This is a genomic window from Mycobacterium sp. (assembly GCF_049281135.1).
GTDB lineage: Bacteria > Actinomycetota > Actinomycetes > Mycobacteriales > Mycobacteriaceae > Mycobacterium.
In genome coordinates this window covers 1-5,548 of the sequence record NZ_JBAPRN010000505.1, presented here as the reverse complement: position 1 = coordinate 5,548, position 5,548 = coordinate 1, and the positions used below count along the sequence as shown (strand labels likewise).

At 65.8% G+C, this 5,548-nt stretch carries 7 protein-coding genes and 1 pseudogene; 4 read left to right on the top strand and 4 right to left on the bottom strand.

All coding sequences use genetic code 11. The features are described 5' to 3' along the window. Positions 1-678, bottom strand: a 678-nt coding sequence (locus WAN02_RS20240; RefSeq protein WP_422266013.1) for a crotonase/enoyl-CoA hydratase family protein, incomplete at its 3' end; no start/stop codon positions are given. A gap of 160 nt (positions 679-838) precedes the next feature. On the opposite strand from WAN02_RS20240, the gene WAN02_RS20235 reads away from it, so the two are divergent. Continuing rightward, a complete protein-coding gene (locus WAN02_RS20235) occupies positions 839-1,045 on the top strand; it encodes a hypothetical protein (RefSeq protein WP_422266012.1) in 207 nt (68 codons plus the stop codon). A gap of 29 nt (positions 1,046-1,074) precedes the next feature. After that, positions 1,075-1,698 carry a TetR/AcrR family transcriptional regulator gene (locus tag WAN02_RS20230; protein ID WP_422266011.1) on the top strand — a complete coding sequence of 208 codons (624 nt, stop codon included), beginning with the start codon at positions 1,075-1,077 and terminating at the stop codon, positions 1,696-1,698. Here WAN02_RS20230 and WAN02_RS20225 read toward each other — a convergent pair. The 3 genes from WAN02_RS20225 to WAN02_RS20215 all read right to left on the bottom strand — a co-directional run bounded on the left by WAN02_RS20225 (position 1,695) and on the right by WAN02_RS20215 (position 4,470). After that, positions 1,695-1,991 carry a hypothetical protein gene (locus WAN02_RS20225; RefSeq protein WP_422266010.1) on the bottom strand — a complete coding sequence of 99 codons (297 nt, stop codon included), beginning with the start codon at positions 1,989-1,991 and terminating at the stop codon, positions 1,695-1,697. The two genes, WAN02_RS20230 and WAN02_RS20225, sit on opposite strands and share 4 nt — an antisense overlap. Before the next feature lie 20 nt (positions 1,992-2,011). Beyond that, positions 2,012-3,529, bottom strand: a complete 1,518-nt coding sequence (locus tag WAN02_RS20220) for a class I adenylate-forming enzyme family protein (protein WP_422266009.1) — start codon at positions 3,527-3,529, stop codon at positions 2,012-2,014. Between the two features lie 149 nt (positions 3,530-3,678). Then, positions 3,679-4,470: a crotonase/enoyl-CoA hydratase family protein gene (locus tag WAN02_RS20215; RefSeq protein ID WP_422266008.1), complete on the bottom strand. Its 792-nt coding sequence runs from the start codon at positions 4,468-4,470 to the stop codon at positions 3,679-3,681. A gap of 92 nt (positions 4,471-4,562) precedes the next feature. Between WAN02_RS20215 and WAN02_RS20210 the strand changes: the two genes are divergently transcribed. Beyond that, entirely contained in the window at positions 4,563-5,369 is an 807-nt protein-coding gene (locus tag WAN02_RS20210; protein WP_422266007.1) for a 1-acyl-sn-glycerol-3-phosphate acyltransferase, read from the top strand. A 7-nt stretch (positions 5,370-5,376) separates the two neighbouring features. Beyond that, positions 5,377-5,548: pseudogene (locus WAN02_RS20205) on the top strand (acyl-CoA synthetase); the annotation flags it as partial.

The following is a 5,548-nucleotide window of genomic DNA, read 5'->3' as shown; positions in this document are numbered from 1 at the left end:
GGCCAAGTGCGCCGAGGCCAGCGTGGCCTGCACGGCCAGCGGGGCCGCACGTTCCGCGATGGTCTGCGCGATATTCCGCGCACTCGACAAGGCAGCTGTGCCGTCGTCGGCGACTTCCTGCACCAGCCCGATGCGGTGCGCCTCCGCGGCGCCGAACTCGTCGCCGGTGAGCAGCCAGCGCATCGCGTTGCCCCATCCGCCCTCACGGGGAAGCCGCAGCGTCGCACCACCGAACGGATAGATGCCACGCTGAACCTCGAGCTGCGCGAAGCGGGTGCCCGCCGCCGCGACGCGGATATCGGCGGCCAGCAGCAGTTCGATACCCAGCGTCATGCACCAACCGTGCGCCGCGGCGACCAGCGGCGTGCTCCACGAACCGTCCAGGCGCCACGGGTCTCGTCCGTCGGCGGGCAACGGGAGATCGCCGGACGCGATGTTGGGACCGACATCGACCAGATCAAGGCCGCCGGTGAAGTGCTCACCGTGCGCGTACAGCACGCCGGCGCGTACCGATGCGTCAGACTCCAGCAGTCCGTAGGCGCGGGACAGGTCGGTGAGCATCGCCTGGTTGAAGGCGTTGCGTTTGTCCGGTCGATTCAGCCCGATCAGCAGGACGTGACCGTCCCGCTCAAGCGTCACGGTTTCCAGGTGCGGGAGTGCATCAGTTGAGGCAGGCATCCGCCGAGTCAAGCGCACCGACCGCTAATATGCAATAGGGCATAACACTTAATCAAGTTGACAGAAAGGGCTTATTCGTCGAGTACAGCAAGATTGGCCGTTTACGTCTCTATCCTGCAACGGAGGCCGTTTGCGTTTGCGTGCTGGATACTAGCGTTATATGGTCTATCCCATAATCATGGGTCGGCATATCCGGCGCATGGGGCAGCAGGAGAAGATCATGCTGATCGTCGAACTCAACGTCGGTGGATACCGCTTCAGCGGAGAGTGGGCCGGGCTTCGTCGCAGCACGCTGCGGCCCGCGCGGTTCAATCCGCGGACAATCCAATGGCGGATGCCGCAGCTACGCCACACCCCCGCGGCCTGACGGTCGCCGGGTAGAGAGAACACAGCGCCATGTCGTTAGCGACGGATGCCCCCCGTAAGCGTGGCGATACCCGAACCAAAATGCTGATCAGTGCCGCCGAGGTGATGCGCGAACGCGGTGCCGCGGGCGTGACCATCGACGAGGTGCTGAACCGTAGCGGTGCGCCGCGCGGCTCGGTCTACTACCACTTTCCGGACGGCCGCAATCAGATCCTCGCCGAGGCGCTGAAATACGCCGGGGATGCGATCACGGCCGACATCGACGACGCCGCCGCCCTCGGCGCCAAGGTGCTGCTTCGCCAGTTCGTCGACTTCTGGGAGCGCGTGCTGGCGGAAAGCGATTTTCACGCCGGCTGCCCGGTGGTCGCGGCAGCGATCGGCTCGGCCGAGGACGAAGTCCGGTTGTCCGCCGAAGCGGCGCGGATCTTCGCGCATTGGCGCACCGCGCTGACACGGGCGTTCGTCGCGGACGGCTTCGTCGAGTCAGACGCCGATTCGCTGGCGGTAATGTCGATCGCGACGCTGGAAGGCGCCGTGGTCCTGTGCCGATCCACCCGCAGCAGCGAACCGCTGCACAAGGTTTACGAGCAGCTTGAATTCCTGGTCAAGGCAAGGGAATTCGTCCGTCGTAACGGAGTTCCCGGCCGGGACTAGTCGCTGGCCGGTAGCGGCTTGGCCTCCTTGAGGCTCAGCGCGGTCTGGCCGACAGCCAACGTTCCGGCGCCGGCCTTGGTGACCAACACCTCGGCACCGGCCTCGTCCACGTAACGCTTGCCCATCACCGCGCCGTCGGAGAACGCCGGATCCAGCTCACCGGAACGCTCAGCACCCAACGCCACCATCGGCGCCCCACCACAGCGCAGATCGTCGAGGCTGTCTGCGCTGCGCACGACGATGACCTGGGTGTCGCAGACCTGGCTGGCCAAACGGGTTCCGTTTTTGATCATGATCTCGATCCTCGGTTCGGTTACTGCTCGGCCGGGGCGGCGCGAAGCTCTTCGACGATTTCGCGGCGCAGCACCTTGCCCGTCGCGTTGGTGGGCAGCTCGTCGCGAAAGACTACCCGGTCGGGCGTGCGTGACCCCCGCAAACTTTTGCGGACGTGTTCGCGCAATTCCTCGGGGTCAGGCTCGGCGCCGACGGCCGGTACCACCACCGCGACAATCGCCTGTCCCCACTGCGGATCGTCGACGCCGACCACCGCAACATCGCGCACGTGCGGGTGTTCAACCAGCACGTCTTCCAGCTCAGCGGGCGCGATGTTCTCCCCGCCGCGGATGATCGTGTCGTCGCTACGGCCGCCGATGAACAGGTAGCCGCCGTGGTCGAGGGTGGCGATGTCCTTGGTCGGAAACCAGCCGTCGGCGTCGAGCACCGAGCCGATCCCGGTGTAGCGACCGGAGACCTGCTCACCACGAACGAACAGCTCGCCGGTCTGCCCGGCCGGCAACACGGCACCGCCCTCATCGCGAATCTGCACCTCGATGCTTGGGACCGGCTGGCCAACCGACGCCAACCGACGAACCACGGCCGGGTCGGCCGCGGCCTGTGCCTCACGGTGGTCGTCGGGAGTCAGCACAGCGATCGTCGAACTTGTTTCGGTCAGGCCGTAGGCGTTGACGAAGCCGACGTGCGGCAACAGCTCCAGAGCCTTGCGCACCAGGGGCAACGGCACCTTGGACCCGCCGTAGGCCAGGTTGCGCAGCGACGGCAAACGATGCTGTCTGCTCTCCAACACGGTCACGATGCGGTCCAGCATCGTCGGCACCACTGTGGCGCTGGTGACGTGCTCGGCATCGATCAGGCGCACCCACTCCTCCGGATCGAAGATCGGGAGATAGACCATCTTCCGGCCCGCGTAGAGGTTCGACAGGGCCGCGCTGACCCCGGCGATGTGGTAGGGCGGCACGCAGATCAACGCGGCATCGGTCGGCTCGGCCGACCCGAATTCGACTGTGCCCGTGACGTAACTGGTCAGGTTGTTGTGGGTGAGCTCGACGGCTTTGGGTTGCGAGGTGGTGCCCGACGTGAACAGCACGATGCCGACCGAATCCGGGTCGGCGAATTCCACGGCCGGGTCGGCGTCGCGGGCCTGCACCAAAAAGTCGTCGGACACGATGACCTGCTTGGCTAAGCTTTCGAGGCCTTTCGGCCCACCCAACTCGTCGAGATAGCGGCGGTCGATGACCACCAGCGGATCGGGCAGTCGGGCGATCAGCGTCTTGATGCCCTCGGCCGACAGCCGGTAGTTGATCGGCGTGAACGTCAGCCCGGCCCGGGCCGACGCGAAGATCAGCAGCGGAAGCATCGCGCCGCCGGTGCCGACGTAAGCGACGTGCGACGCCCCCGAACCCGCGATGATGCCGGCGCCGCCATCCGCAAGATCGCTGAGCTGCTGTGTTGTCAGCCGGAGGTCCCCCGAGACGACGGCGGTCCGCTCGGGATCGCTCGAATTCGCCATCTCGAGAAGTAGCCAAATACTCACGCTCGCACTTTCTGTGGTGTCCACACGTTACAAAGATCGTCCGAAGTGTCATGCCAGTTTAGATGACGTCACATTTCAACCGCGCCGTGGCCGATGTCACCAGAGCCAGGCGCTTACCTGCCGACCGTCGGGTTACCCCGGTCCTGAGCTCAGGTCCCGGTCCAGCGGGCCGGGCGCTTCTCGGCGAACGCGATGGCGCCTTCCTTGGCGTCATTCGACGAGAACACCGGCATCAGGATGCTGTTCTGCTCGGCGAACATGGTGTCCGGGGTCCAGCCGCGGGATTCGACGATGATCCGCTTGGTGGCGGCCACGGCCAGCGGACCATTGGCGGTGATCCGCTCGGCCAGCTCTATCGCCGCGACCAGCGCGCCGCCGGGCTCGGCCAGCACGTTGACCATGCCCAGGGCATGCGCGCGCTCGGCGGTGAAGGCTTCCCCGGTCAGCGCCAACTCCATGGCAATGGCGGGCGGGATGCGCTGAGGCAGCCGCAGCAGTCCACCGCCGCCGGCCACCAGCCCGCGCTTGACCTCCGGGATGCCGAACGATGCGTCCTTGGAGGCCACGATCAGGTCGGTGGCCAGCGCCAACTCGGTGCCGCCGGCCAACGCGTAACCCTCGACCGCGGCGATCAGCGGCTTGTCCGGTCCACGCTCGGTGAAGCCCATCCCGCGGCCTTCGACGACGGGGACCTCGCCGCGGGCGAACGCCTTGAGGTCCATGCCCGCACAGAACGTTCCACCCGCCCCGGTCACGATGCCCACCGAAAGCCCCGGGTCTCCGTCGAGCCGGTCCACCGCTTCGGCCAGACCATGGGACACCGCGGAGTTGACCGCGTTCTTGGCCTTGGGCCGGTTGATGGTGATGACCAGAATCCGGTCCCGCTGCTCGACGAGGACTTCGGGCTCGCTGGCGGCTTCTTCAGTGCTCACTGGGCTCATAGCGGTGTCGCACTCCTACTGTTTTGATTTCCAGTACGGCTTTCGATGGAGATGGTATCGACCCGTTATAGCTCGGCTAGCATCACAGCCAAATGGCTGCTACGGATATCGAACCGAGCGAGATGAACAAGTGGGATCCCGGGCTCACCGAACGGGTGATGGGCTGGATTCGGCCACTGATCAAGGGCTACCACCGCGCCGAGATACGCGGGCTGGAGTCTTTCCCACCGGGCGGCGCCCTAGTGGTGGCCAACCACTCCGGCGGGTTGTTCGCGATGGATGTTCCGGTGTTCGCGACCGGCTTCTACGAGCAATTCGGCTACGACCGGCCCGTCTACACACTGAGCCACGACGTCATCTTCACCGGACCGACCGGTGAATTCTTCCGTCGCACCGGCTTCATCCGCGCCAACCACGAAAACGCCGACGAGGCATTGCGGTCCGGCGGTGTCGTGGTGGTGTTCCCCGGCGGTGACTACGACGTCTACCGTCCAACGCTGACCGAGAACGTCATCGACTTCGACGGGCGCACCGGATACGTGCGGGCAGCGATCAACGCCGGGGTGCCGATCGTGCCGGCGGTGGCCATCGGCGGTCAGGAAAGCCAGCTCTACCTGACCCGCGGGATGGGGCTGGCCAAGGCGCTGCGGCTGGACAAGCTGATGCGGGTCAAGATCCTGCCGATTTCGGTGGGCTTCCCGTTCGGGCTGTCCGCGGTGCTGCCGGTCAACGTGCCGCTGCCGACCAAGATCGTGATGCAGGTGCTCGAGCCGATCGACGTGATCGCCCAGTTCGGCGAGGAGCCCGACACCGAAGAGGTCGATGCTCACGTGCGACTAGTCATGCAGGAGGCGCTCAGCGGGCTGGCCAAAGAACGTCGCCTCCCGGTCATCGGCTAATAGCGCGATGGCACCGCTCGGTCTGCTGGGCACCATGGTCCGTGCCGGAATCGTCGCGCCCATGCGGCCCGATAAGTACCTGCGGATCATCGCGGTCGCCCGTCGCGAAAGCCTCTCTGTCACAAGCGGATTCGGGATGTCAGCACAACGCTGTCCGAATCGTCCAGCACTGGTCGACG